Consider the following 24,575-nt stretch of genomic DNA (forward strand, 5'->3'; position numbering starts at 1 on the left):
TTTGCCAAACTCAAGGCGCTCCTGCGCAAAGCCGCCGCTCGCACCGTCGGCGACCTCACCAGCGCTATCGGCGCCGCCATCGATACCTTCACGCCGGCAGAGTGCGCCAACTACTTCGCAGCCGCAGGCTACGATGCGTACTGAACGGAATCTGCTCTAGAAACGCATTGCGGCCAATGCGCGCGCCGCTCCCCGTCAGCGGTTTCGTTCAATCCTCAACGCGAGTCACGCCCCGTACGATTTGGTACAACCTATCCCTTCCACGAACCTGAGCGCTTGCGGCCATTGCCGCGCCTGATCTCGGTAATGGCGGGCTCAGGCCTGAGCCCGCCAGGACTCCGAGCCCTGCTCGGTAAAATGGCAGTTGCTAACCTGTCCTGGATAACGCCCCAAGGCATCGATCACGCTCATACGTCGCTCGGGCGGGACAAAGAACATCATGAAGCCTCCCCCACCAGCGCCGGATATCTTGCCCGCCGATGCCCCCGCATCCAGCGCCGCCTCGAACACCTCGTCGAGATGCGGGTTGGAGATCGAGGACGCGAGGTTCTTCTTGCTCGCCCAACCCGCACGCATAGTTTCGACGAGGTTTTCGAAGTCGCCCCGCAGGATGCATTCCTTCATCCGCACGGCCTCCGCCTTGAGCGCATGCATGGCGTCCACGGTCTTGGTGACACCCTGGGTCAGGTTTTTGCTCTGATCCGCAATGATGCGAGCAGATTCGCGTGAAATTCCGGTGTAGAAGAGCAGCAAGGAAGATTCCAATTCCCACAGAGTCGAACTGCGGATTCGCAGCGGGTTCACAACAACGCGGTCGTCGGCATAGAACTCGATGAAGTTGAAGCCACCGAAGGTCGCCGCGTACTGGTCCTGGCGGCCACCCTGCAAACCGCAATCCACGCGCTCGATCTTATAGGCCAGATGCGCGGTCGCATAGTCATCGAGCGGCAGGTTGAGGAGTTCGGCGAAAGCCCGGATTAGCACCACGACCACCGTCGAAGACGACCCGAGTCCCGAGCCGGTGGGCGCATCGCAGAAGCTGGTCAGATCGACCGCTAATGGCCGGCCTTCGTTGTAGATCCTCACGATCTCGTTGTAGACCGCCTTGTGCAGCTTCAGCGCGCCCTCAAGCGGCACCAGGTCCGTTAGCGGAAGCGTCTCTGTCTGACCTTGGTCTTGTGCGGTGAAGCGTAGCACCGGCTCGTCCAGCATCTTGAGGCTGGCATAGGCGTACCGGTCGATCGTGGCGTTGAGTACATAGCCGCCGTGCTCGTCGCAGTACGGGGAGACATCCGTACCCCCACCCGCCAGCCCAAGCCGCAACGGCGCGCGCGCGCGAATGATCATGGGTGGACCTCCTCGCCCGCCGCGCCGACCATGGCGACCTTGCGGTAATAGGCTTCGCTTTTGTCCAGCATCCGCTCAATGTGGAAGCGCGTCTCGTAGGTTCGGCGTCCCGCTGCGCCCAGCTTGGCGCGCAAGTTGGCGTCGCCTGCAAGGCGGCTGATCGCCTCAGCCAGCAACTTGGTATCGTCCTTCGCGATAAGCAGACCGTCCTCCCCATCGGTCACGACCTCCACCACGCCGCCAACCGCAACGCCCACTACCGGCTTAGAGAAGATCATTGCTTCAACGAAGATAAGTCCGAAAGATTCATAGCGTGAAGGGGCAACGAAGATGTCGCAGCTCGCATAGTGACGCAGCAGCTCCTCGCGGGAAACCGATCCGTGGAACGTGACCCGCTCGGCATCGATCCCATCGCGCGCCACGGTCTGGGCGAACCGGTCGCGCAGCCTCGCACCACCGACGAGCACGTCGTCATCGCCGACGATATCGACGACCAAACCGGGGTGTTTTGCCAGCAGGCTGGGCAAAGCATCGAGCAGGAGATCAGCCCCCTTGCGCAGTTCCAATCGCCCGACGAAAAGCAACCTGACAGTGCCGTGCGTGGAGGAATACTCGAAAGGCTGCACGTCCTGCGACAGATCCTTGAGGCCGCGGTGAATAACGATGGCCCGGTCTGGCGGCAGCGTCACGCCGTAGGCTTGCTCTAAGTCCGCCAGCAGAGCGCGTGTATTGGATTCGATGTGCGGCGCCGTGGCCAGTATCTCGCGCTCCTTGGCGATGGTCGCTTCCACGTGGTTTCGCAAATATTCCTTGTCCTCTTGCCACTCGGGCTTGTGTGGCCGCACCAATTTGTAGGTCGTGTGCAGGCTGATGATCGTTGGAATGCCAGATTCGCGCAGCGCGACGAGCGGCTCCAAATCGAAGATCGGGCCGCACACGACCTGGAACTTGCGTCGGTCCTGAATCCGAAGGATTTCCTCACAGGCAGATCCGCTATAGTGGAGGAGGCTGTGTGGGGCCGGTGCATACTGCGGGTCCGCCGCTCTCGCAAAGTGCTGTGGCACGATGCGGTGAACCCAGACCCCGTCGATGAAGTCGATGTAGGGATAATCCGTCTCGCTGCGACAGATCACAGTAATCTCGTTCCCGCGTGCCGCAAGACTGACCGCCATGTCACGCGCCCACTGTCCGATGCCTCCGTTGCCCACCGGGGGATAATCCTGCGACAGGATGCACATCCTCAGCCGCTGCTCGCACGGCAGCGGCAGCGGAAACCGGGTGAACCGAGCCTGGGCAGCCTGTTCCAGCAGGTCGGCGGAAATCCCACGCGGCGCGTGATAGAGGAAGGCATCGCGCACGCCGTCCCGCGCGCCTTGCTCCACTTCTTGGATCAGGCGATCGACTGTCGCCATGTCGGCAAGCCCTGCGTGAAACAGGTCGTTCTTCCACTTACGCTCTTTCTCAATCAGGTCCGCTAGGTAATCGGAAATCGCGCTCAGGGCTTGGTTTCGCCGCCCATGCACGCAACAGAAGTAGGCCTTTGAACGAAGCTGCGGATACATGGTGCGCGGCACCCGTGTGGCGGTGCGCATGTGGCTGGCTTCGTACTTGTGATGAATCTCCGCTTCCGGCACGATAGCCGAACCCCATCCTCGATCGTGAAGGCGTACGGTGACGTCAGTCTCGTCGAGGAAATAGGCATATTCCTCATCGAATCCGCCGATCTCCAGCAACCTTTCACGACGCGCCGAGAAGTTGGTACCGGTCAGCGCAAGAAAGAGATCGTCGCCGAGTTCTACCCCGGAAAGATCCTCATGGTGCCTGCCATCGCCGAGACGGTCGACAGTAAGATAGCGACACTGAAAATCGATGCCGCGGTTGTCGCGGATGAAGCCACCGACCTGCGCAACGTTCGGATCCTCGTACCCGGTGATCAACAGGTCCAGCCAGTCCGGCTCGGGAATGGCGTCATCGTCGATGAAGGCAACGATCTCGCCGCACGCATGGGCGATACCGATGTTGCGTGACATCGACAAATTCAACTCGGGACAAGTCACATACCGGATGAAGTCAGCATGCCGTGCCGCAACTTGGACGGTCTGTCCGTCGCGTGAACCGTCGACCACGACGACCTCGAACCACTGGTACCGCAATTGACGCAGGCTCTGCAGCGTACGATCGAGCGATACCGCGCGATCTGCGGTGCAGATTACGACCGAAACAGTCATCAGTCCAGGCGGGGGCGCAGGCGCCGGTGACCCATGCAACATGATTTTCGAACCTTAAAACATTAAGCTGAACGCGGCCGGCGCCGGCCACGGGTTTCTAGCGAGAACCGATCCCCTCGATCGCCGCGGCAAGCAGGACAACCTTGTCCTTGAGGTGCCTCATGTCTGCAGGATCGATCGTCACGGCAGTCGTCGCCGCATTGGCAGGTTGACCAGCTTTCGCTACCGAGCCGCATTCTGGGCAAGTTCGCATAACGTGACCGGGGGCGTCGAATAGCGGCGGCGAGGGATAGGGATGCAACCATGTCCGCCACCCTAGCAGGCTGCGACGGCGGTGGAGGAGATCGTCGATCTCCTGCCTGATCCCCTGGTCATATGCACGCCCCTCGACGGAATCGCGTAGTACCTTTAGAAGGTCCGGCCGGGTCAACCCGCCTCGTAGCCGCTCAACATAGTGGGCCTTGCCGTCGGAATCTGGCGCGCGCCCTAATGCTCGCCAGTATGCGGCATCAACAAAATCCTCGTCCGCCAACTCGGCAAGGTCGCTCCCGCTCGCACGATCGCGAGCCTCAACGGAAGAAGCCAAATTTTCCAGTAGCCAGTCGCGCCGACGTCCTGCCGCAAGTCGGGCAAGGTAATGCTGCTTCCCGTGCGGGTCCGCTTCACGGCCGAAAATGGCGCGATAGGCACCATCGACGAAATCGGCATCAGGCAGGGCCAGCAGGCTGCCCAGCGCCGTACCTCTCCCGCTCCCACGCCGCATCCGTAGCGGCCAGGGGAGTGACCGATCCATGATCGACCGGGCGACCAGGCTGCGGGTACACGCATCACGCAAGCGAAACTGGTCGAACGCCGATTTCATCTGCGCGATATCCGAATCGACCTGCGCGAGACGCTGGCTTTGTACGGCAATGGTTGCTTCGCGTTCAACCAGACGCAGCACCAAGTTCTCCGCGCGAGAATTCGCCTCTTTCCAAGACGCTCCGAGATGCGCGTGCAAACTACGCTCCTGAGCGGCTTCGCGCCGAACCCGATCCAGTTCTTCCTCCACTCGGGCAACTTCGCGCCCGGCCTCCGCCCTTACGCGCCCGCACTCCGCCTCCAAGTCGGCAATGCGCTCATCGCGGGCGTGGACTTCGTTTTCCATGAACGCCTTCATGTCCTGCGAAAAAACGGACCCTCCACTAGGATTTATCTGGAACTCGTCGAAGATGTTGGGCGGATGGATCAGTTTTTCACGCAGTTCTGCATGACTATCGCTAAGATAGAACCGATTAAGACCATCGTCGTAAACGAAGCTATACCCCTTGGAGAGGACGATATCTTCCCACCCGCCATGTGTTGGGTTGCGCGTCTTCGGGTATATGGCCTCGACCACGATGACCCAGGGCCGGCGAGGCGACGTTTGCCAGGACAGTAGCACTTTGCGCTCGAATCCTTCGACATCGATCTTCATCCAGTGAATATCGTCACCGGGAACCTGATCGAGCAGGTCATCCAGCGTGATCGAAACGACGACGGTGTCCGTCACCGGTGCATGGTGCTGCTCCAGATGAAAATTGGCCACTTCCCGATCTGCTGTCGAAAGCCCCCCACCCGGCGTCTCGTAAAAAGGTTTCACGCCAGTTTCGTTCGAAACGATGGCCTGCACGACCAGGTCACCGGGGCGCTTGTCGCGCAACAATTTGGCTACTTCCGGCCCCGGCTCGACGTGAACGCCGTGCCAGCCATGATCGTGGAAAGCTTTGCTCACAGAATCGATGTCGGGATGATGCGCGCCGATATCGAGGTAAGTGCCATTGGCGATGTGCCCCAGAGCTCGCCAGAGAATGACGTCCTCGAAGTTCTGGGCGTAGGATATGATACCCATCAGGCTGCAACCGCTCCACACTGCCGTGCAGCGCAGGGAAAACCGTTGTCGTTGTTCACCAAGGTATGGGGTGATCGATCAAACACGATGAAGCCGGCCTTCTTGAGCGGCGCGATCAGGTCCGCTCCAATCTTCCCGGGGAAAGCATGGCGCAGTTCCACCTTCACCGCGCTGACGCCGTCCCACAACCCTGACTGCGCGACCTTTTTGACGATGCCCAACTTAACCCCTTCGCGATCGATCTTCACTACTAGATCGCCTAGGTCAATCGCAATGATGCGGAACTGCACGAAACACGCACCGGCAGGCAGAGGCTGGTAATACCCGTCGAGCGCACGGCCTTCGCGGCGAAAATCAGCTTCGATCACAGTTCGTCTGCAGATGGACTTATCATCACCTGCACCGCTATTTATCATTCCGGAACGAGTGTTCAGCATCTTGTCTTCCTTCGCACAGGATCGACTAACGGGCGCACGCCACTTTTATGAAGCAGTTCACCGTGCCGTCCACCATCTTTTCTATGTTAAATTTCTGTTCGTACAGGTCGCGGCCGGCGCGACCCATCTGCATTCTGGCCGCGGGATCCTTCACCAGGCGACCAATCGCTTCGCTCAGAAGCGCGGGGTCGTCCCGCTCCAGGAGAAAGCCGTTCACGCCTTGAGCGACCACATCGACGACACCGCCCACGGCGAGCCCGATCACCGGCTTGGCGAAGATCATTGCTTCGACGTAGATCAGACCGAAGGATTCATAGCGGGACGGGGCAACGAAGATATCGCAACTTGCGTAGTGGCGCAGCAAATCCGCGCGAGAGACGGCGCCATGGAACGCCACCCGTTCGGTATCGACCCGCGCGTCGCGCCAGCGCGCCTCGTAGCGTTGACGCAAGGTCTCGCCATCGATCACCAGGCTGTCGTCACCTACGATATCTACTTCGAGCTGCGGATGATCTCTCAGCAACGACGGCAACGCATTAAGCAGGAGGTCGGCACCCTTGCGCAGTTCCAGTCGTCCGACGAAAAGCAGCTTCACCACGCCAGGCTTGGCCGCCATAGGTTCTACCCCGCGTGCAAGATCCTTGATTCCATGAGGCACGATCATGACCCTATCCGGCTTCAGCGAAACTGCATAAGAAGTTTCCAAATCTGAAACGAGCCCGCTAGTGTTCGCTAGAATAAAAGGTGCTGTTTCCAGCAGTTCCTTCTCTTTCGCGATGACCTTGTCCACATGGGATTTGCGATACCAATCGTTGCTAAGCCAGTCGGGCTTGTGAGGCAGCGCAAGCTTGTAAGTCGTCTGGAGACTTACGACCGTCGGGATATCCAAGCAACGCAGAGCCGCCAGCGGCTCCAGGTCGAAGATCGGGCCACACACGACCTGGAACTGGCGGCGGGCCTGGATACGTTCGATTTCCGCCGCCACAGAAGCGCTGTAATTCAGCAGTGCCAACGGCACGTCTTCGCGCTCTGCCTCCGCCGGATCGGCAGGGCCGACGACGATGCGGTGGACCCAAACCCCCTCTATGAAGTCGATGTAGGGATAATCCGTCTCACTGCGGCAGATCACCGTGACCTCGTGCCCGCGCGCCGCAAGGCCGATAGCCATCTCCCGGGTCCACTGGCCGATGCCGCCACTGCCGACCGGCGGATAATCCTGCGAGAGAAAGCAGAGCCGCAGCCGGTCCTGTGCCGACAGCGGAAGCGGGAACGGCAGAAACTCGGCCGAGTCTCCCGCGGAATCGGCGGCCCCGTCTGCCAGCAGGCCCTGCGGTCCGTGATGATAGAATGCATCGCGCACACCGTCACGGACACCCTGCTCGACTTCCTCGATCAGCCGTTCGATGGTCGCCTGATCCGCATGACCATAGCGGAACAGATCGTTCTTCCAGGCTCTTTCCTTGCGCACGAAATCGGCAAGGTATGCCATGACGTTGTAAAGCGGCCGCCGGCGACCGCCATGCACGCAACAGAAGTAGGCCTTGGAACGGGCCGTTGGATACATAGTGCGCGGCACCCGTGTGGCGGTGCGCATGTGGCTGGCTTCGTACTTGTGATGAATCTCCGCTTCCGGCACGATAGCCGAGCCCCATCCTCGATCGTGAAGGCGTACGGTGACGTCAGTCTCGTCGAGGAAATAGGCATATTCCTCATCGAATCCACCGATCTCCAGCAACCTTTTACGTCGCGCCGAGAAATTGGTGCCGGTCAGCGCAAGAAAGAGATCGTCGCCGAGGTCCTGCGGGGGACCTTCGTAATCCACGGAGTCGCCGAACCGATCGACCACCAGATATTTCGCCTGGAAATCGACGCCCCTGTTGTCGCGGATGAAGCCGCCGACCTGCGCAACGTTCGGATCCTTGTACCCGGTGAGCAGCAGGTCCAGCCAGTCAGGTTCGGGAATGGCGTCATCGTCGATGAACGCAACGATATCGCCGCGTGCCATGGAAAGGCCGATGTTGCGCGCAGCGGACAGGTTGAGCCTGTCGATCATAGCAAGACGAACGAAATCCCCATGCCGCGCGACGATTTCCTTAGAATCGTCCGGCGAGGGCCCAAGGACTACAATGGCCTCGAACAGCGGATGCCGCAGTTGGCGCAGACTCAGCAGCGTCCGGTCGAGCGATACCGCCCGACCGGCGGTTGCTATCACGATGGACACGGTCCTGGGCGGGGCAAGGGAAAGATCGGGATCTGTCATGTGTGGCGTATCGCGGTGCATCCCTACCGGGACTCTCTTGCTGGAGAAGGGATGGAGACGGTATTGCTCAGATCTAACGCCCAATTGTCGCTAACCGTAATCAGCGCGTCAATGCGGGCAGCGTCGCGCTTCTGCGCGGCCACAAGCCCTTCGATGGCGCTGGCAAGAAGCATGACCTGATCTTTCAGGGCAGCGTTCTCCTCTCGCTGGACTTGCAGCAGTTCCTTCGCAAAGACGGCCATCTCTGTCTGCCCAGGGCCGCGCACGGCAGTCCGGCCCCGCCCCTCGGGCAACAGCTTGCGCCAACCCAGCAGGCTGCCCTCACGGCGGACCAGTTCTTCCAGTTCGCGGCGGAGCGCCCAGCCCCGCGGATCATGCCGACGCGCTTCATCCGAATTGCCAATGCCGCGCAGGACTTTCATCCGATCGCCATGCTTTCGCAGTTGTCCGATGTAGTGGCGCATGCCCTGTGAATCGGCATTGCGACCAAGCATCCGAACGTAGACTGCGTCCACGAAGGCCTCATCTGTCAGTTCGAAGAGCGCTGGTGGTGCGAAGCGAGCCTTTGCTTCCTTCGATCTCGCCAATGAAACCAGCACCGACTGCCTACTTCGTCCCTGCGCAAGCTGGCGGCGGTATCCCTCGAGACCGGAACTGTCGATCTCACGCCCCAAGATGACGCGATACACTTCGCGAAGAAAGTCCTCGTCGCTCAGAGAAACGAGTTCGGCAATGGTCATGTCTTTGTCCCGGTCAAAGCGGTCGGCCAGTGGGGATGCGGCAAGCATATCAAGACTGTCGTACGGCTTCCGCTTCAAGGATGCCCTCGACGAAGGCCTCAAGATTTCTTTCTGCAAAAAGAAAGCCGCGCACACCGGCGGCAGCGCCCGCTGCTAGGTCCGTCTCGCGGTCACCGATTATGAAGCTGCGTCCGATTTCGACCGGCCACTTCTCGATGAGGTCCAGCAGCATTCCAGGCTCTGGCTTGCGCCAAGGGTGCGCGCCCCGGAACCGCTCTACGCTGGCATCGGGATGAAACGGGCAATACCTGTGATCGTCGATATGGGCGCCCTGCTTCGCTAACTCATCGGCCATATGTTCCATCAGGTCGAGATGATCCGCTTCGGTATAAAAACCCCGGCCAATTCCAGCCTGATTGGTGACAACGAACACGTAGTAACCCGCCCGATTCAATCGCGCCAAGGCCCGCGCCGCGCCCGGTACGAAGTGAAGGCGTTCGCGCGATCCGACATAGTCCAGATCTTCATTAAGCACCCCATCGCGATCCAAGAATGCTGCCGGACGGCGCTGATGCGCCGGGACTTCAGCCTGCGAGCGCTCATAGGTCTCGGGAATGCCGATGTCGATGAAGTATGCCTCATCGAACGGCAGGCCAAGCAGCGCGTGGCGCGACGCCAGCACGGCAAGCGCATTGATCTCCAGTGAGGATTGCGGGCCCAACAGGTCAAGGACGCCCTTCGCGAAACAATAAACACCGCCGTTGATATAGCCCGACAAAGCGTCAGGACTTTTTTCAGCGAAGGCAGTCACCCTACCCCGATCAAACGTAACCGCCCCATAACGTGACGCATCCTCGACCTGTCGAAGGGCGACCGCCCCGACGATCTCGGCCGGGGCATCCGTCATAGCCGCCCAGAGCGAGAGAACCGGAATATCGAACCAGGTATCGCCGTTGATGAGAAGAAAGCGATCATCAAGCCGGTGCCTGGCATGCCAAAGGGCACCGCCGGTCCCGGCGCGATCGGGTTCCACCGCCACTTCGATGGCCATGCCGAAACGATGCGCGGCCGGGGAGTTCGCCGCGAAGAGCTCGATCTGCTCCGACTTGAATGCTGCGAGCAACAAAACCTTGCGGATCCCCTGGCGTCCCAGTTCGAAGACCAATGCCTCGATAAACGGCGCACCTCCCACAGGGAGTAGAGGTTTGGGCGTTTCAGCAGTCAGCGTACCAAGCCGCGTACCAAGGCCACCGCACAAGATCACGCACTGTATCATCGTGTTAGCCCGGTATCAGCCGCCATCCGCGTGAGACCGCACGACATCGATTGCTTTGGATTCAAGGGTAGCATGCCGAAGCCCTGTTGCTCAATTACAGCCCCCACTCATCGATAACGCTATTATGCGGGCAAGAATCGCGATAGCGACTGCTCAGCAGCCCGTCCATATGATGGCTCCCGGGGCAGTGAGTCCAAGCTCAAGAACCAGTGGGCATTGAGGCATTCGGCCCGCGCGGCCATTGAACGCCTCCGCGAACGCATTGCCGGTAGGTTTGCAGGGAACCGGCCGAAGTCCAGCACCACATCATGCTGGTAGGCTCATAAATCGAGATCTCTCGAGATGAACTCAGGGCCGTCCAGGCGAATGTGTTTGGGGAGACCATGAACCGCAGCGATGCGTTCGAGCGCCTCCACCACGTCAGAACCGCAGTAGCTCGTCCGTATGTCCAGCGCGGGTGACACGCGGGTGAAGTTGCCACAATCGACGGCACGCGGATCTCGCGCCCGTCGAACAACGAGTCCGACAGGAAATCCATCGACCAGCACTCGTTGGGTGCCGTCGCCGGCATCCGGTCGTCGCGCAGCTTCGTCTTCACCTTGCGCTTAGCAGGATCCTGAAAAACGAAGTTGGCGCGCGGCGGCGCACCTCCAACCCATTCGACGCTCCCGCCTGCTAGAGGCGTCAGCCCGGCGACACTGCGCAGGAGGAAGGACTTGCCGTGGCGAGGGGCCGGAACGTCGAGCGCGTCCGCGCCATTCGCGGATTGTGTAGGAGCACATTCAATATAATCGCATGTCGCGCGCGAAAATCCCGAGCATCCGTGCGGGCAAGTCGGCGCGCTTAAGACACGATCCTGACGCGATGCCATAAATTTGCGCTTCGATAGGCTGGATATATCCGGGATATATGACACAGGCCGTCCAAAATGCCTGACTTTCTGCATCACAGCAGGAGCACGTCATGGCAGCACACCGCCCGATCCCGCCCCTTATCGTCCGCAGTACGCCATCACCTGACAGTCTACGCGACCCTGGTGCCATCGCCTGGGAAATTTTACGCCGCCGCGCGGACTATCAGACCGGTGCCGGCCAGCCCGAAATGGACCGCTCCGAGCGAGATCATCGCGAAATCGAGTTCCTGACCGGGCTCCCGCCCGACCCGCGATGGGGCTTGCAGTTTCGCGGAAGACCCCGGTCGCCCGGCAGAGAGTGCGCGGCTCTTCTGGCATCCAAATCTCGATCCGTTAGCAATCATCGTCGATGCGGTCCCGACCGTACACGGCGACAGAGAAGGCTTCGACCTTTTCGCGATGCCCGGGCCGATCACGCATCTGTCTCTCCGGGCCGGGGGCGAACATCTGCTTTTGGGCAACGGCCCACATTCGATCCGGCTGCGCATCGCACGCGGCACACTGCTCGACGGCCCCGTCAGGCTCACATATCGACTGAGCGGCACGGATCGGTTGGAGGTTCGATTGCTCGCCTTGCGCCGGTTTGCGGTGTTCTTGCGCCGCCGCCGCATGCCTGCGGCACAGTTCCCAATTGCCGCCAGGGCACGGCGCTGGTCAGAGATCATCCGCGTGCTCGACGCGCTTGCGCTGACGTCACGCCATCGTGCAATCGCCGAACACCTATTCGGCGCGGCGCTCGTCCGCCGGGACTGGTCCGCGGGTTCGGATTATCTGCGCACCCGCACGCACCGCCTGATCGGCCAGGCGCGCGAACTCGTAGCCGGCGGCTATCTCGATCTGGTGCGGCGTTGACTTACCCATTGTGGCGGACCGCCCGGTGATTACTCCTTGCGCGGCTCTCCCGCCTTCCGGTCGCGGCGGTTGACCATGCGCTGACGAAGAGCGCTCAGCCCGATCGAGCCGGTCCGATTGGCCAGCCAGTTACGCAAGAACCGCTCGCGGTCGGCGAGCACGGCACCAAAATCCTTGAACAGACGGTCGAATCCACCAGCGAGATTGGGCGGGTCGAGGTAGGCGATGTCGCCGCCGCGTTCGCGCGCGAATTCCTGGAAATACATCATCATGATCATCCCAAACTTCGTGTCCGCGCAGTCAATCGCGAGATCGGGCAACGCGAAAATAGCACCGAACAGCAGCGCGAAGGGATCGGAATCGGTGACTTCCGCGAAATTGAATAGCCGCTCGTGGGTCAGCGGCCCGCGTCCGGATTCGAATGCCTGATAGGTTCGCAGCGGCATTTCCAGCGCGGCCGCGATATCGCTCGCCGTCATGCCACGCTTCTTGCGGATCGCGCGCAACGACTGCGTGAGGATGCGCACACCAGCGTCGATCTCGATGGAGGAATGCTTCATGCCGGCAACCTCGGGCGCCAAATCACACGAACGCTCACCGTCGTCGCGCCATAACGGATGGCAAGCGCCGGGATTATAGACACAATCCGGTCCAGCATGTCATCAAACCGTTTCGGCACCGTTACCAGCGGCGCGCCAGACCGGCCCGGCAAGCCGACCGGATTCGCGATAAGGCCGCTGCGAGGTTGCGGTGCGACCGCCGGTTTCCTGCGGCTAGGGCGCGAGCGACCGGCGCCGGGGCGCCCCAGAGTTCCATTACCGGCCCGGTGCATCGACAGCTGGCAAACCGCCCAACAAGAAGGGTCGCGAAGGAGTCTCTGCGATGCCGAACCGGGGAGAGCGCACACGTTTCGACGATCTCTACGCGGTGGTATTCGACCAACTCGCCGACGGCCGTTATCGCCCGGGCGACCGGATCGGCCTCAAGGATCTGGCGATCCGGCTTCATGTCAGCGTGACGCCGCTGCGCGAGGTTCTGTCCCGTCTGGTCGGGCGAGACATCGTCACCGAGCACCGCTCCGAGGGGTATTATCTGTCACGCCTCGACGCGCGCGACATCGCCGAACTCTACAGCCTGCACCTCATGTGCCTGAACCGAGCCGTCTCGTGCGGCGACCTGCGGATTACCCCCGACAAAGCGCCAGGCGACATCTGGGCGACGTTTCGCACGATCGCCGCAGCCTGTGGAGAGATGATCGTATCCGACCTCCACCGGTATCTGGAAGGCCGCCTGAAACTGGTGCGACGCTGCGATACCTTGCTGTTCGGGGATGCCGCATCGGCGGCGCTCGCGCTTCAGCACGCTTTGCGTTCCAAAGACCGCGATCAGACGCGACACCAGATCCGCGCCTTTCATGAACCGCGGATCACCGCCGCCGCCGAGATCGCGCTGATGTTCGGTCGGGGCATCGCCTGAGCGTGAATATATTCCAGATATAGCTTGGATAACCAGCCTTGCTGGCGCGCAATCGCTGTTGCCACCGCCGATTCGCGGTGGAGATGCAAGCAAGGAAAGGCTCTATCATGACGAAAGACCCGAAATCCGCGCCCAAGCTGATTCCGCTCGGCTCCGCGCGACGCGAGACAAAAGGCACGCCGATCGGTGCCAGGCAGGAATCGCTGATGGTCGGCTTCTACGACTGACGAAGGCAGCGGCACCGGTTTCTTCGGCGACCGGTGCCGTATGGTCGAGGCCCCCTCATGTCGCACGAACCCGACGATCTTCTCGACGCTCTCGCATTCGCCGATGGCGTTCATGCCGTCCGCGCGTCGGATGGTCTTGTCTTTCTCGATATCGATCGCGACGCGTATTTCTGCCTGTACGCCCGAGCCGGAGCGGACGATGCTGACAACGCTACTGCGGAGGCAATCCGAGCCCAGTTGACTGCGCACGGTCTTGTCGCCGAGCGCCCCACACGAAATGCCGCTGCACGGCCGGTCACCCGGCTTTGGCGCGAAGATTGCGCGCGGAACGTGAGGCCGATGGCTCTCCGCGACCTGGCATATTTCCTGCGCGCGCTGGTCGCCGCGGCGTGGCGATTCCGGCGATCGTCCCTGGCGCAGATGATCGCACACGTGCGAGCCGGCGATATTCCGGTCCCGCGTGCCAGCCACGCAGACGTAGCCGCCCGTTTCGAACGGCTGTGCCTTTGGCTGCCGTTCCGCGTTGATTGTCTGTTTCGCGCATTCCTATTGCTCCACCTCCTGCGGTATCACGGCCTCAGCGCTGACTGGATCTTCGGCGTGTCGCTCTTCCCGTTTCACGCGCATTGTTGGCTCGCCAACGGCGACCTGCTGCTGGCGGAGCGCGTCGCCAAGGTCGAAGGCTTCGAGACCATCTTCCAGATCGAGCGCGCGAGCGCATGACCGGGTTCATCGCCGTGCGCTGGCCCACCGGCGCGCCCTCAGCTGACCGCACCGCGCATCTGCTTCGTCAGCGTGGGCTCGATCTGGGTTGGCGTTCTCTCGTCGACCAGCCCGGCTGGACCGTGCTGGCCGATCCTAAACCGCGCAACGTGGCCTCGCACCGGATGCTCGACGATCGCTCCATCGTGATTGGCGCGCTGTTCGATCGCGCCGCGACCGAACGCAACGACGTCGGCACCGGCGAAATCAGCGGCGGCACCGAGGATTTCGCGGGCGTGTGCGACCGGCTCACAACGCGCTGCTGGGGCGCCTACGTCGCGCTCCGGATCGACCCGGACGACCCCTCGCGCCTAGACATATTCCGCGATCCCATCGGAATGACCGAGTGTGTCGTGTGGCGCTGCGGCACGCTCCGGATCGTCACCTCGGCGCCGGAGGGCTTCCTCGCCTTAGCCGCACCGTCCGGCCTCGCGATCGACTGGCCGAGGGTCGCGGGTCTGCTGCGCTTTCCCGCGTCGGTCGCCGATGCGCTCCCGGTCATCGGCGTGGAGACGCTCCAGCCAGGCGTCCGGCTCGAAATGACGAAGTATTCCCACCGTGCAACCCGGCACTGGGCACCCGCGTGGTTCGCGCGCGCGTCAACGCCGTCCCCGGGGTCCGGAACGTCGACCCTGCCCGCGCTGACCGATGCCTGTATCCGAGCGTGGTGTTCCTGCTCGGAGGTCGCAGTCGCCGAACTGTCAGGCGGGCTCGACTCCGCAATCGTCGCCGCCGGCATCGTCCGGTCGCAGCACCCCGTCGCCGGTTGGTTCCACTATTACGCCCGGGACCGAGAAGGAGACGAGCGCGGCTACGCCCGCGCCGTCGCCGCGCACCTCGATCTGCCGCTCCACGAAACCTTGCGGGATCACCGGTTGATCGACACCGCGCTAATGGCCGACGTGCCGGTGTCGCTGCGCCCAAATGTCGCCAGCATCAGCTTCTTCCACGACCGCGATCTCGCCGCGCGGGGTCGCGCGCTCGGTGCCGATACGCTGCTGACCGGCCAGGGCGGCGACGCGCTGTTCTTCCAGCCCGCAAGTCCACTGATCGCCGCCGATCTCTGGCGTGACCGTCGCCCCTGGTCAGAGCGGCGCGCGGCGATCGCCGATCTCGCCGCGTGGAGCGGACGATCGATCTGGTCGGTGCTCGGCACCGCACTGCGCGCGCGTGTCGCCTCCGTTCCGATCGCCACCCCGAAGTACCGGGTCGATCTCGTCGCGCGCGGCGTGCCGCGCGACCCGCACCCATTGCGCTGGCTCGACGGCACCTCGGACCTCGCGCCCGCCAAGCAACTCCAGATCCTCAACCTCGCCGCAGCCCGCGCCGCATTCGGTGGATCGTGGTGCGCAGCGGCAATGACAGTTCTGCATCCGTTGATGTCGCAACCGCTGCTCGAACATGTCCTGCCGCTCTCCGCGCTCGACCTCACCCAGGGCAAACGCGACCGCGCGATGGTCCGGGCAGCCTATGTCGGTCGCCTGCCCCCCACCTTGCTCGAACGCCGTGGTAAAGGGTGCCTTACCCCATTCTTCGGCCGCATGCTCGCTGCCAGCACGCCGTTCCTGCGCGATTACCTGCTCGGCGGCGCGCTCGTGCAGAATGGGGTGCTCGACCCGGCTAGCGCGGCGGCGGTGCTCGATCCCGACCATCTGATGCAGACCAACAGCTATACCGAGATCTTTGTCGCTCTGCTGATGGAACATTGGGCGCGCGCCTGGAGCGACCGGCTCGCCGCAATCCGGATGGAGTGAGGCCAACCTCACGGTTTTGGCGTACCCGCGCGCGCAAAATGGCGGTCGAACCAAGCAAAGGCGCGCGCATAAGCATCGCGGACATTGGCGGGGCTCATCAGCACGTGGTTTTCCCCCCAATAGCTGACCAGTTCAGCGTCCTTGCCCTGACGATAAAGTGCGGAGAACAACTGCTCGCCTTGCTGCAACGGCGTGAAGTCGCGGTCGGCGGCCATGATCAACAGCGGCGTGGTGATGCGGTCGGTGTGATAGACTGGGCTGTTCGCGACGTAGCGCGCCGGGTTGGTCGAAGGCGTCGCACCGAGGCCGGGTTGCCCGGTCTCGGTCCAGCCCGCCCAGGGCAGAATCCCCAGACCATAGCCAGGCGAGCGGCGCGCGGTCGGCGCGAACGTGCCTTGGAAGCTGGTCAGGTCGTAGATCCCGCTCGACACGATTATCGCCTTGAACCGGTCGGTCTCGGTGGCAACGCTCGCCCCGGTGTAGCCGCCATAGCTGTGCCCCCATAGCCCAAGCCGCGCCGGGTCGGCCTCGCCGCGCGCGATGACCGCATCGACCGCCGACAGGATCTGCCCCGCGAAATCGAACGGCGCATGATCGGTGGCCGCGAGCGCGGGCATGCTCGGCAGCAACACCGCATAGCCGTGACCGACCAGCGCGGGGACATTGGTGTAGGTGCGTCCGACCCCCGGATTCCACAAACCCGGCGGCTCGTCGCCGTACACCGTGCCGGCATAAGGGACCACGATCAGCGGCGGCTTCACATTGTCGGCGGCCGCCGCGGGCCGGTACAACCAGCTTGTCACCGTCTCGCCACCGGGCAAGTGGTGGCGAACCGGCACCGGCGCGCGTTGCGACACATCGGCAAGCCGCGCATTGATCGTCGCCACGGTAAGCGGCGGTCCGGCCTTCGGCACGATGGCGAGATGCGCGACACCATTGGCCTCGATGTCTTGCACCACCACGAGATCGTTTTGGGAACTGGCCGCCGCCGGACGCACGACGTCGTCGGCTCCCGCCGCGAACCGACGGATACCACTACCCGGCCGGTCGATCACGATACCGCCCCCGGCTTGCCGCCAGCCCAGCAGTACCGCGCTCTGCTCGGGCCGCTGCGCGCCCGTCGGCAATACCGCGACGCCGTCCATTCCGGTCAGCAGCGGTGCCTTGCGCCTGCCCAGACGCCACGCCGCGCCCGCCGCGAGGACGATCGGGGCGGAGCCACCAGCGAGCGTGGCCGTCGGTGCCGCAACATTCGCTGTCAGGATCGTCGCGCCGGACGCGCCGAGCGCATACCAGTCGACACGCGCCGGCTTTGAGATCGTGCGGCCGAATAGCAGCGGCCGTGCGCCGAGCCAGCCCAGCGCCACCGCGTCGTAGGCGCCGCGACGCATGATCACCTCAGGCCGCACGCCGGAAAGCGCGACCGGCCTCGCCCGCTGCGCTTCAACCTGGGCGACCCAGGGTCGGCCGGCGGACCATGCCTGTGCGCCGTGCCGGGCAAAGAACAAGAGGCGGTCGCCGCGTGGCGACCAGACCGGCGGATCGAATGGCAGGTCGCATACCGCGCACGGCGACCAGACACGCCCGTTGGTGACATCGACGATCCGCAACCTGCGCCGCCTGAGATCGTCGGATTGCCGGATCGGCGCGGTGGTGGTGACGCGGATGAGCTCAGCTTGCTCGGTCAGAGCGACATGGCGCCGGTCGGGCGACAGCCGCAGCGTTTCGAAATCACCTTGCGCCAGCAGCCTCGTGATGCCTGTCGTCACGTCGAGCCGAAGCAACCTGACCGGTGGTGCCGGCGGCAGAACGACGGCATCGTGCCCGCTTCCGATCGCGGTGACGGTCGGCACCTGCCCGGCTTGTGCCAGCGCCCATAGCCGCGCGACTTCCGCGCGATCCTCGGCGTCACGCCGCAGCACCCAAGGCGGCGTAGCATTGGCTTGCGCCAGCATCACCACCTGTGTGTCCGAAACCCAGGCGAGCGTCGGCCGAAACTCGGACGTGTCCGGCGCGACCTTGAACCAGCGGGCCGCGCCGCTCGCGAGAGTGACCACGCCCAGCGTCCAGTGCTGTCGATCGAGGCGCCCGATCGCCAGCCGCTTGCCGTCCGGTGAAAAGCCGAGCATGACCATGCCGGCATCCCGATCAAGCGGCAGCAACGGCTTGGCCTCAGCCGGATCTGCGAGATCGACGACGTACAGGCGCGACCGCAGCACATCCATCGCATCGAGATCGAACCGGGCAGCGGCCTCGAAGGGCATCAATCGCTCGAACACCAGCCAGCGCCCGTCAGGCGACGTCTCGATCTTGCTGAACGCCTCGGTCTTCAGCATGTCGTCGACACTGTAAGGCCGCGCGCCGAGCGGCCCGGCAATCGCCATCAGACACGCTAGGGCACAGCGCAGCACTGCGCGAAGCAAGGTCGATGTCATGATTACCAGCGCTTCGTAAGCTGGACCGAGACATAGCGCCCAAGCGCGTCGGCGTTGGCCGCGTCATAGCCGACCCCGACCGGCGAATCGTAGAACGGCGGCGCCCGGTCGAGCAGGTTCTGCGCGGACAATGCGATCGCCACCCCCTCGAGCGCACCGCTGCCCTCGGGAGCGCGATAGCCCAACTGCAGATCCAGCGTCTTCCAGGCATTGATCGGGTTGCCGACCAGATCATGGTAAGGTGCGACATAGTTCAGGCCGAACTGCGCGTTGAGCGCGCCTTGGCTCCAGCCGACGCTCAAGCGCCCCCGCAGGTCGACGGGTTGCCCGACGCGGTTGATCCGATCGACCGACATCGCGGTTGGCGTCACCTGCTCGCGGTAATGGAGCAGGTAGGAGCCGTTACCCGACAGTGTGATCTCGTTGGCGCCGATCGGAAGCATATAACGCGCGGTGAGATCGATCCCGCTGACGTCGACCTTGCCGGTATTGACGTAGCGGGTATCGACGATCGCGGCGATGCTGGTCGGCGGGAAGCTGTTCCCACCAGTGAACGCCGGGTCGTTGAGCAGCGCGGTCACGCGCGCGAGATCGGCGGCATTGCTGTTCGGTGAGACGAGCTCCACGAACGGTGCCAGCGTCGAATCACTCAGCGCATTGGCGAAGTTCGCGCTTGCCGGTGTCGCCACCCGCTGTTTGAAGACCGTGCCGAACCACGTCGCGTTCAGGTGGAGACGCGGGATCGCCGCGGGATCGATATCCACGCCGGCGGTCCAGCTTTGCGCTTTTTCCGGCCTGAGGCCGGGATTTCCCCCGGACAGCTGGATCACCGGTACGCTCGCGCCGCTCCGGACCAGCGTTGTGACCGAATATTGCTCGGGGTCGCGCAGTTCACGCAGATTCGGCGCGCGGAACGAGGTGCCGAAGCTCGAGCGCAGCGTCACCCCCGCCAGCGGCACCCAAGCGACCCCGACCTTCGGATTGGTGGTCGTGCCGAAATCGTCATAATGTTCGACTCGCAGCGCCAACGACACGTCGAGCCGGCGGACCATTGGCGTCGCGTTGCTGGCCCCGACGATCGGCACCTGCGCTTCGACGAAGCCGGCTTCGATCAGACGCGACGCCGCGACGTTGGCGGTCGCCACCGGCATCGCGCTCGACAGCAGGCTCTCGCCACTGCGGCGAAACGTTTCGCGCCGCACGTCGCCGCCGATCGCCAGCCTGACCGTGCCGCCTGGTACCGAAAACAGCGACCCATCGGCATCGACATGGCCGGTCAGCACCCGGCTGCGTGTGCGAGAGCGCGAATAGCCCTCACCGACGAAACCGAGGATCGTCGTCGAATTGGCCTGCCCCGTGCCATAGGGGTTGAAAAAACCGTCCTCGGCCGTGCTAAACGGCGTCGCGGGATCGTCCGCGATGCTGCCGGTCGCTTCGGCAAGCGCCGCCGTGTTCACCAGGTTGCGCGATTCGTTGAACTCGCGCTCTTGCGCGAACGCCGCATAGCCGCGCAGCTTCCAGTCTGATCCGAGATCGGCGTCGAGGCCGAACGACGTCGCCAGCGCTTCTGCATAGCCGTGCGTGTCGGTGGGTCCCAGCTCCGGCGCCAGCGAATAGGCGATCAGGTCGGAGCTCGCGCCGGTCGGTGACACGAAATAAGGATTGGCGGCGGTAACCTCGATGATCGCCGCCGACCCGGCCAGCCGCGCGTCGAACGCGCGGTGCGCATAGCGCGCGTCGGCGGTGACATGCAGCCCGGCGCCGACATCTTGGTCAAACGTCGCATAGACGCTGTGCCGGGCCTGGCGCGGGATGAGGTCGGTGTCGATCCGTGAATTCTGGAGGTTGGTGGCGCCCGCCAGGAAGGCTCCCGGGGTCAGCGCCGTGCCATCCTGGCCGGACGGGATCGCATAGGCGGCACCGAAGGCCCCCGTCACCGGATTGATGCCGATGACATTGCCCGGCAGACTGTAGATGTAGCGGTGATCGGTTCCGCCAAGGCTGCGCGAATCGGACGAACGCGCAAAGGCCCTATCGACGCTCGCCAGCCGACCCGATTGGTCGTATTCATAGGACAGCATCACACCGCCCGAGCTCCATTGCGTGCCGAGCGTCTGGTCGATCTGCACGTCGCGCTTGCCGCCGCTGGTGACGCTGCCGAATCGCACCCGCGTCTCCGCGCCTTTGAAATGGCGCTTGAGCAGGATATTGACCACGCCGCCGACCGCGTCAGACCCGTAGATCGCCGATGCGCCGTCCATCAGCACCTCGACCCGATCGAGCGCACCGGTCGGGATGCTCGTCACATCCGCGAACGCGCCCTTCGTACCCGACCCGCCGAGCCGCTGGCCATTGACCAGTACCAGCGTCGCACCCGCGCCCAAGCCGCGCAGGTTGACCCCGGTGGCAAAGCCGCCGTTGCTGCCGCTCGTGTCGGCGAAGGCGAGCGCGCTCTGCTCGTTGGCCATGCCCCCAAAATTGCCGGGCAGCGCCTGCAAGGCTTGCGCGACGCTCGCGAAGCCCCGCCGGTCGAGGTCGTCGCGCGTCAGCCGCTCGACCGGCGGCGAACCCGCCGCACCGCCGCGCAGATGCGTGCCGGTGACAATGATGTCGTCATGGGCCGTATCGGCCGGGGCGATGTCACGGATCGTGGACGGGTCTTGCCCCCCCTGCTGCGCGCTGGCCACCGCGCCGCCCGCGGAGGGGGCGCTCGCCTCCGCGTCGCTCCCGGTGCCAGCGGGATCGCCCGCGGTGGCGTCGCGCGGGCGCAGCACGATTATGCGTGGCCCGACCCGCTGCGCGACCAGCCCGGTTCCGTCCAGCAGGCGGTCGAGCGCTTGGTCCGCGCTCAGGCGCCCATCCAGTCCGGCGGCCTGTCGACCAGCGACCAGTTCGGTCGAGTACAACAGTTGCTCGCCCGTCACCGACGCGAAGGTAACCAGCGCGTGTTGCAGCGATCCCGCCGCGATCCTGAAGCTGAACACCATCGGCGCCGGCCTGGCCTGCGCCACCGACGGCAGCGCCGCCAGCACCAGCACGATCGCACCTACGCCGCGCAGCGCGCTCCACCGCCGCGCTGTGAATTCCGTCATCCCCACTGCCCCCATCGTTCCCACATGCCCCGGACCAGGTCGGGGCTTCGGAACAAGAGACGCGCCGGCATGGCGGCTACCCTAAGTCGATCGTGTGGTTTTTTCTTGGGCCGCGCGATCGACCAAACGGACCGACCCGTCCGTGTCGCGCACGGCGGTCAGCGGCAGGAGCGCCGTCGCCGCCGCAACAAAGCTTTTGATGTCACCCGCATCGAATGTGCCGCTGAGCCGGGCATTGGCGAAGCGGGTGGCTTCAAGGCGGACCGGCTGCGTCGTATAGCGGTTCACTTCGCTTAGCGCACGCGCCAGCGTCCAGCCGTCGAGCACGATCCGGCCCTGTCGCCACGCCGTCGCCGTCTTGATATCGACCCCCTGCACCACCACCGTGCGATCGGGTCGCAACACCATCCGCTGTCTTGGCCGCAGCGTGCGTGGCGCGCTTCCCTGCGGCACGACACGCACGCTGCCCTCGACCAATGTCACATCGACCGCCGCTGCGTCTCGCCGCACCGCGAACTGCGTGCCCGTGGCCACGACCTCAGTGCCGTCGGCCTCAACGCGGAACGGACGCGCCGTCTCATGCGCGACGATGAAATAGGCTTGGCCGTGCGCGAGAACGACGCGGCGTTCGTCGGTGTTGAAACGTGTCGCGATCCGGGTGTCGGTGTCGAGCGACACCCGCGAGCCATCCGCGAGTGCAACGACGCTGCGTTGGCCGACTTTGGTCATATACTCGTCCGCGCCTGGGCGCATCACCCAATAGGTCGCACCGACACCGAGCAGCACCAGCAGGAGGATGGTCAGCGCTGCGAGCGCTGGATGCGCTGGCCACACCGGCAACAACCAATGCCGCTCCGCTTTGCGCCGCATTGCCGCGCGCGTGGCGGCGAGGATCGCTGGCCGATCGCCCATATCCCCCGCGCGCGACCACAGGCGCTCGATCGCATCGAAGGCCGCGGAGTGGGCCTCGTCACGCTGCCACGCGAAAAAGTCTTCCAAGGTCTCGCGCGAGACCGGCAACGTTCTGAGGCGCGCGAACCATTGCGCCGCCTGTGCCTCGACGCCGCCTTCGTCGTGCTGATCGGTTCCCGTCATGAAACGCGCCACCTAGTCTCGTAGCCTGCTCGCGCAAAATGCCAGAGCCTTGCCCATCCGCCACTCGACCGTCTTCACTGAAATATCGAGGTGCGCGGCAATCTCCGCGTTCGTCATATGCCGAAAGCGGCTCAAAGCGAAGACGTCTCGATACCCATCGGGCATCGCCATGATGAGACGCTCAAGTTCGAGCGCGGCTTCCTGCTCCAGCAATCCAGGCGGCACCGGTTCCGCCCCCTCCCCCGCGGGCGCGACCGAGTTGCGATGTCGTACCCGCACAGACTCGCGGCATTTTGCGTCGCGGAAAATGTTGGTCGCGGTCCGCGACAGGAACGCCTTTGGATGGACGATCGCCGTCGCCGGCTGACGCGCCGCGCGCGCATCGGTGTCCTGCACGATGTCCTCTACATCGGCCGGCTGTGCGCGCAGCCGCCGCAGCAGGAACGTACGAAGCCAGCCGGCGTGAAGACGGAAAAGGTCGTCCATCGATGCACCATGCTGCGCTTCAGCAATCCGCCGACCGATGTGCTTCTCGGCGTCGGCCATTCGTCCGCTCCGTTTCAACTACCAACGCGCGATGGTAGCATATTCGTTCTAGCGAATAAACTTGCGCTGCGAATTCCTCGATTGAAGGTTCGTGGATATCCGCAGGCTTGTCGGTCTCAACGTGGCCCGGCTCCGAAAGGAAAGGGAGCTTAAGCAAGAGCCTCTTGCCGAGGTTGCGGGCTTCACACAGTCGTATCTGAGCCAAATCGAAAATGGCCGGGTCAATCTTACGCTCCTGCGCTTGAACGATCTGGCGGAATGTTTCCAGGTCTCGCCAAAAGAGTTCTTCAGAGAACCCAACTGAATTGGCGCCAGCCGCGCGAGCCCATACGCTCCTTTTCTGTATTAATCTTTGATCGCCAAGCGCTGATGCGCGTTTCACCCCAAGATAACGATCGCTTGCGCATAGATCGAGCTTCATTCGACCGACGCGGACACCGCGCCCGGACGCGTCGTCGTCTCTGCTTCTCCCACCGCGGTGTGCGCGCGACGCTGCCTGCCAAGGCCCGGCGCGGCCAGGAGCTGATGCAATCCCTGACGCCACGCAGCCGGATAGCCGCCAAGTTCGAGGCCATAGCCGATGTCCTGCGTCGCGCCGGGGATCGGGCCGGTGACGACGCGCAAATTGCCGTTGAAGCGACCGCCGATCACGGTGCTGCGGGCGATGTCGCCGACATTGGGCGCCAAGCTCTCGTCATAGCCCCACAGGCCGATATGGATCAGGCTGCCGCCGGAATGGATCGGGTTCCAATGTGCGCGGGCCAGGACCGTCAGGCTGTCGCTGTGCGTCTGGTCCTGATCGGTCGCATCGCCAGTGACCGCCAGGGACGCATGCCAGTGGGAGCCGAAGAGACGCACCTGGCCTCCGGTGCCGAAGAAGCCCCGCTGCGGCTGGATCGCGGTTCCGACGACGCTTCGCTCCTCGAACGGTGTCGCGTCCGAGCGCGTGCCGCCGTCGAAGCCGCGATCGTTGAACAGATGCCCGACGCGGACATCATAATCGAGCTTGCCAAGCTTGTTGCGCCACCCCACCAGCGCGGTTCGGACATCGACCTTGTTGCCGGCGAAATCGCTCTCGAGGGCATAGAAGAGATGCGGGCCAACGCCCCCCTCGAAACCAAGCCGGAGCGACCGCATGCCCGTCGTGGCGAGGTTACGATCGCTATAGCGCGAGCGGGTCGTGGCGGTGAAATCGGTGAGCACCCGCCCGCGGCTTGAAGGTGAACACGCCGTCGGCCGAATGGAAGCTCGGCAAGCCCGCATCC

At 63.6% G+C, this 24,575-nt stretch carries 18 protein-coding genes and 3 pseudogenes; 7 read left to right on the forward strand and 14 right to left on the reverse strand.

All coding sequences use genetic code 11. The annotated features are described in order from the left end of the window. Positions 1 to 144 (forward strand): annotated as a pseudogene (locus tag BLS81_RS20540) (IS630 family transposase); the annotation flags it as partial. Positions 145 to 315: 171 nt separating this feature from the next. Here BLS81_RS20540 and BLS81_RS19825 read toward each other — a convergent pair. From BLS81_RS19825 to BLS81_RS21225, 8 genes and pseudogenes are all read right to left on the reverse strand, one after another. Then, positions 316 to 1,347 carry a GHMP family kinase ATP-binding protein gene (locus BLS81_RS19825; protein ID WP_093226493.1) on the reverse strand — a complete coding sequence of 344 codons (1,032 nt, stop codon included), beginning with the start codon at positions 1,345 to 1,347 and terminating at the stop codon, positions 316 to 318. Further along, positions 1,344 to 3,575: a glycosyltransferase gene (locus BLS81_RS19830; RefSeq protein WP_176787276.1), complete on the reverse strand. Its 2,232-nt coding sequence runs from the start codon at positions 3,573 to 3,575 to the stop codon at positions 1,344 to 1,346. The genes BLS81_RS19825 and BLS81_RS19830 overlap by 4 nt, the downstream gene beginning before the upstream one ends. Before the next feature lie 97 nt (positions 3,576 to 3,672). Further along, positions 3,673 to 5,445, reverse strand: coding sequence for an FkbM family methyltransferase (locus BLS81_RS19835; protein WP_093226496.1), 1,773 nt, complete (start codon positions 5,443 to 5,445; stop codon positions 3,673 to 3,675). Continuing rightward, positions 5,445 to 5,882, reverse strand: a complete 438-nt coding sequence (locus BLS81_RS19840; RefSeq protein ID WP_143023416.1) for a hypothetical protein — start codon at positions 5,880 to 5,882, stop codon at positions 5,445 to 5,447. Before BLS81_RS19840 ends, BLS81_RS19835 begins: the two co-directional genes overlap by 1 nt. 25 nt (positions 5,883 to 5,907) lie before the next feature. Continuing rightward, positions 5,908 to 8,142: a glycosyltransferase gene (locus BLS81_RS19845; protein WP_176787277.1), complete on the reverse strand. Its 2,235-nt coding sequence runs from the start codon at positions 8,140 to 8,142 to the stop codon at positions 5,908 to 5,910. Between the two features lie 23 nt (positions 8,143 to 8,165). Next, complete coding sequence (locus BLS81_RS19850; RefSeq protein WP_093226500.1) at positions 8,166 to 8,930, reverse strand: DUF4214 domain-containing protein; 765 nt, start codon at positions 8,928 to 8,930, stop codon at positions 8,166 to 8,168. Between the two features lies 1 nt (position 8,931). Further along, on the reverse strand, positions 8,932 to 10,158 hold the full coding sequence (locus tag BLS81_RS19855) for an HAD-IIIA family hydrolase (protein ID WP_093226502.1): 1,227 nt from the start codon (positions 10,156 to 10,158) through the stop codon (positions 8,932 to 8,934). Between the two features lie 194 nt (positions 10,159 to 10,352). Continuing rightward, positions 10,353 to 10,765 (reverse strand): annotated as a pseudogene (locus BLS81_RS21225) (DDE-type integrase/transposase/recombinase); the annotation flags it as partial. 356 nt (positions 10,766 to 11,121) lie between these two features. On the opposite strand from BLS81_RS21225, the pseudogene BLS81_RS21310 reads away from it, so the two are divergent. Both BLS81_RS21310 and BLS81_RS19860 read left to right on the forward strand, forming a co-directional pair. Further along, positions 11,122 to 11,331: pseudogene (locus BLS81_RS21310) on the forward strand (hypothetical protein); the annotation flags it as partial. A 139-nt stretch (positions 11,332 to 11,470) separates the two neighbouring features. Continuing rightward, the gene (locus BLS81_RS19860; protein WP_093226503.1) at positions 11,471 to 11,923 is read left to right on the forward strand and encodes a DNA -binding domain-containing protein; all 453 of its coding nucleotides are present in this window, start codon (positions 11,471 to 11,473) and stop codon (positions 11,921 to 11,923) included. Between the two features lie 29 nt (positions 11,924 to 11,952). Here the strand turns inward: BLS81_RS19860 and BLS81_RS19865 are convergent, their stop codons facing one another. Further along, the gene (locus BLS81_RS19865) at positions 11,953 to 12,483 is read right to left on the reverse strand and encodes a helix-turn-helix domain-containing protein (protein ID WP_093226505.1); all 531 of its coding nucleotides are present in this window, start codon (positions 12,481 to 12,483) and stop codon (positions 11,953 to 11,955) included. Positions 12,484 to 12,805: 322 nt separating this feature from the next. On the opposite strand from BLS81_RS19865, the gene BLS81_RS19870 reads away from it, so the two are divergent. The 3 genes from BLS81_RS19870 (at position 12,806) to BLS81_RS19880 (ending at position 16,142) form a co-directional block, all read left to right on the forward strand. After that, positions 12,806 to 13,399: a GntR family transcriptional regulator gene (locus BLS81_RS19870; protein ID WP_093226507.1), complete on the forward strand. Its 594-nt coding sequence runs from the start codon at positions 12,806 to 12,808 to the stop codon at positions 13,397 to 13,399. 284 nt (positions 13,400 to 13,683) lie between these two features. Further along, entirely contained in the window at positions 13,684 to 14,349 is a 666-nt protein-coding gene (locus tag BLS81_RS19875; protein ID WP_093226508.1) for a lasso peptide biosynthesis B2 protein, read from the forward strand. Next, positions 14,346 to 16,142, forward strand: coding sequence for an asparagine synthase-related protein (locus BLS81_RS19880; RefSeq protein WP_093226510.1), 1,797 nt, complete (start codon positions 14,346 to 14,348; stop codon positions 16,140 to 16,142). The genes BLS81_RS19875 and BLS81_RS19880 overlap by 4 nt, the downstream gene beginning before the upstream one ends. A gap of 8 nt (positions 16,143 to 16,150) precedes the next feature. Here the strand turns inward: BLS81_RS19880 and BLS81_RS19885 are convergent, their stop codons facing one another. The 4 genes from BLS81_RS19885 to BLS81_RS19900 all read right to left on the reverse strand — a co-directional run bounded on the left by BLS81_RS19885 (position 16,151) and on the right by BLS81_RS19900 (position 23,310). Beyond that, positions 16,151 to 18,526 carry a S9 family peptidase gene (locus tag BLS81_RS19885; protein ID WP_176787278.1) on the reverse strand — a complete coding sequence of 792 codons (2,376 nt, stop codon included), beginning with the start codon at positions 18,524 to 18,526 and terminating at the stop codon, positions 16,151 to 16,153. Between the two features lie 53 nt (positions 18,527 to 18,579). After that, the gene (locus tag BLS81_RS19890) at positions 18,580 to 21,669 is read right to left on the reverse strand and encodes a TonB-dependent receptor (RefSeq protein ID WP_176787279.1); all 3,090 of its coding nucleotides are present in this window, start codon (positions 21,667 to 21,669) and stop codon (positions 18,580 to 18,582) included. Positions 21,670 to 21,750: 81 nt separating this feature from the next. Continuing rightward, complete coding sequence (locus BLS81_RS19895) at positions 21,751 to 22,764, reverse strand: FecR family protein (RefSeq protein WP_143023417.1); 1,014 nt, start codon at positions 22,762 to 22,764, stop codon at positions 21,751 to 21,753. 12 nt (positions 22,765 to 22,776) lie between these two features. Next, positions 22,777 to 23,310 carry an RNA polymerase sigma factor gene (locus BLS81_RS19900; RefSeq protein WP_093226516.1) on the reverse strand — a complete coding sequence of 178 codons (534 nt, stop codon included), beginning with the start codon at positions 23,308 to 23,310 and terminating at the stop codon, positions 22,777 to 22,779. 91 nt (positions 23,311 to 23,401) lie between these two features. Here BLS81_RS19900 and BLS81_RS19905 point away from each other — a divergent pair, with 91 nt between their 5' ends. Further along, a complete protein-coding gene (locus BLS81_RS19905) occupies positions 23,402 to 23,614 on the forward strand; it encodes a helix-turn-helix domain-containing protein (protein WP_093226518.1) in 213 nt (70 codons plus the stop codon). A 113-nt stretch (positions 23,615 to 23,727) separates the two neighbouring features. Here the strand turns inward: BLS81_RS19905 and BLS81_RS19910 are convergent, their stop codons facing one another. Then, on the reverse strand, positions 23,728 to 24,513 hold the full coding sequence (locus tag BLS81_RS19910) for a porin (protein ID WP_218123179.1): 786 nt from the start codon (positions 24,511 to 24,513) through the stop codon (positions 23,728 to 23,730). Positions 24,514 to 24,575 lie beyond the last annotated feature (62 nt).

It is taken from the genome of Sphingomonas sp. NFR15, assembly GCF_900103265.1.
In the GTDB taxonomy this organism is placed as follows: Bacteria; Pseudomonadota; Alphaproteobacteria; order Sphingomonadales; family Sphingomonadaceae; genus Sphingomonas; species Sphingomonas pollutisoli.